This is a genomic window from Psychrobacter sp. T6-1, assembly GCF_052258445.1.
Map to the genome: position 1 here is coordinate 1 of NZ_JBQQFC010000348.1, position 2,314 is coordinate 2,314.

Sequence of the window (2,314 nt, forward strand, 5' to 3'; positions counted from 1 at the left end):
GAAAAAATTAGCTTATCCTTAAAATAGGCTTTCAATTCAATCGCTTCAGTACCTTATCAGAGGTTAGAATGAACAAACTAGTAAATGTTTTATTGATGGGAAGCGTTTTGACATTAGCTGCTTGTGGTGGTGATTCTGATAGTAGTGGGAGTTATGGTAGCTCTGAGGAACCTATTCAATTTCAAGGATTATCGAATTGTCAAATTAATGGTAATACTATTACCGTTGATGAAATTAGCCGAGGATGCTTAGTCAAAAAATCCAACATCAACAATGGCAAGAGATTCTCTTTGAGCTGTCAGGTTGTAGGCACTTCACCTCGAGCTTTTAATAATTTTATTATCGGAACTACTGATGATGGCGATATTAATGAGATTGATCGTGATATAAAAAACAATCCTAATGGTAAATATAAGTATGTTTGTAAACCAGTAAACAATCCGTTCCCATCTTCTAGACTCTCTAATTAAGTCATTTTACTATAGATAGATAAAGCCGTCTTTATATTAGATAAAGGTGGCTTTTATACGCAATACGGTTAAAAAAACCAATGATTTGAGGATGAAGTTTGTCTACATTAAGCTAAAAAATATTAGCCAAACACACTGTTTTTAGAATATGTCTATGAAAGACAAACCTTTACTTTTATTATCCGTTGTTGTGGCCTTTGTTTTTGGGGTTTTAAGCACTTACCTGTTTATGACCAAACAACAAATGGATTATGTCCTGCAAGCCAAACAGCAGTCGCCTTCATCTTCTAATATAAACGATAATCAAGACGCTTCTAACTCGGGAACTGGTCTAGTGTCACAGGATTCATTGAACAGGCGTGACGCTACGTCGCAGCAAGTCCTCTCAAATTTGACAGGCTCAAACTCAGCTTCTATCAACGACTACTCAAAAGAGCAAGCGTTAGACTTAGTCGATAATATGCCCGATTACGTGTTAGGGCAGTATGTCGATAAGTTTATGGCAAAGGGCGATAGCGAGGTTATTACGGACAAAAGACGCTTTGCAGAACGAGCGGTAGAGGAGTTATATAGCAAAGATGATACACGTCCTTTAGTTGGAGAAGTTAAGCTATCCTTTGATAGCAATATGCCGTCAACCTCAACAAATACCTCGACGATAAATAAAAACGCCAAACTATTCGCTCATTTGGATACTGCGGGCAAAGTACCTGCCAGCCCTTTTGCTTTTGTGAAGTGGGTGAACAATGAGACAGGACAGGTCTTGCTGTTTGAGAAGAAAAACATCATCGCGGGCAGCAATCAAAATTGGGTGAGTTTTAAACCCTATGAAGGATGGTTACCTGGTAGCTACGATGTCAAGTTCTATCAGTTCACATCAGAGCTTGAACCCATTGCTCGCCTAACTTATCAAATCTACACCGTTGATGATGATGGACAAGGCGAAACTAGGGATATTGCAAGTAGTACAGCGAGTGCGACAGTAAGCCAATAACACTTGAATGTTCTAAGAATGTTCTAAGTAGCAAGGTCAAACCTGACAATAAACTAAGAGCCTAACTGCGTTCGCCGACAGAAGCTGAAAAAGATTTATCTCAGTTCCGCTGTATGTTTTTAATATTGGACTGACTGTAGTTTATTTGAACCCATCGACTCTAAAATCAGAGGGACTGCGGTGCGTCTATTGATTCAATCACGCCGCCGCCCAAGCAGACCTCATCGATATAGAAAACCGCAGACTGACCAGGGGTTAACGCACGCTGCGGCGCATCAAATATGACTTTGACCTCTAAACCTTTATCATCGACAGCGAAAACCGTACAGGCTTGGTCTGGCTGACGATAGCGCGACTTTGCCATACAGCGCAAACCTTGCTCACTAAAAATATCAGCTGGCGCGACACCCTCTACCCAATCAAGCTTGTACGCGCGTAGCTCATTGCTCATGAGCATGAGATGTTCGTGACCTTGACCGACAATTAAGCGATTGTTATCTAAGTCTTTTGCTAGTACAAACCATGGTTCCTCTGGACGATCTTTGACACCGCCAATGCCAATACCGCCGCGCTGACCTAAGGTATAATACATAAGCCCATCGTGGCTACCAATAATGTGACCATCGTCTGTAATGATATCGCCTTTTTGCGCAGGCAAATACTGTTGCAAGAAATCTTTAAATCGGCGCTCGCCGATAAAGCAAATCCCCGTAGAGTCTTTTTTCTTAGCAGTCGCTAAGTCATGCGCTTCAGCGATTTGGCGTACGACAGGTTTTTCAAGCTCACCAATAGGGAACAAGGTTTTGGCAAGTTTGTCACCGCCGACTGCATGCAAAAAATAGCTTTGATC

Annotated in this window: 3 protein-coding genes; 2 read left to right on the forward strand and 1 reads right to left on the reverse strand. The window is 41.4% G+C overall.

Annotation, left to right across the window (positions count from 1 at the left end):
• Nucleotides 1-68 precede the first annotated feature (68 nt).
• Nucleotides 69-470, forward strand: coding sequence for a hypothetical protein (locus ACTXGO_RS12620; RefSeq protein ID WP_443542174.1), 402 nt, complete (start codon nucleotides 69-71; stop codon nucleotides 468-470).
• 229 nt (nucleotides 471-699) lie between these two features.
• Complete coding sequence (locus ACTXGO_RS12625; RefSeq protein ID WP_443560279.1) at nucleotides 700-1,464, forward strand: hypothetical protein; 765 nt, start codon at nucleotides 700-702, stop codon at nucleotides 1,462-1,464.
• Nucleotides 1,465-1,630: 166 nt separating this feature from the next.
• On the opposite strand, the gene mnmA is transcribed toward ACTXGO_RS12625, so the two are convergent.
• A partial coding sequence (gene mnmA / locus ACTXGO_RS12630) for a tRNA 2-thiouridine(34) synthase MnmA (RefSeq protein WP_443574779.1) occupies nucleotides 1,631-2,314 on the reverse strand: 684 nt, incomplete at its 5' end.

Excerpts from the sequence above, each read along its gene's own strand:
- ACTXGO_RS12620 (WP_443542174.1), top strand. The coding sequence starts at position 69 with ATGAACAAACTAGTAAATGTTTTATTGATGGGAAGCGTTTTGACATTA.
- ACTXGO_RS12625 (WP_443560279.1), top strand. The coding sequence starts at position 700 with ATGACCAAACAACAAATGGATTATGTCCTGCAAGCCAAACAGCAGTCG.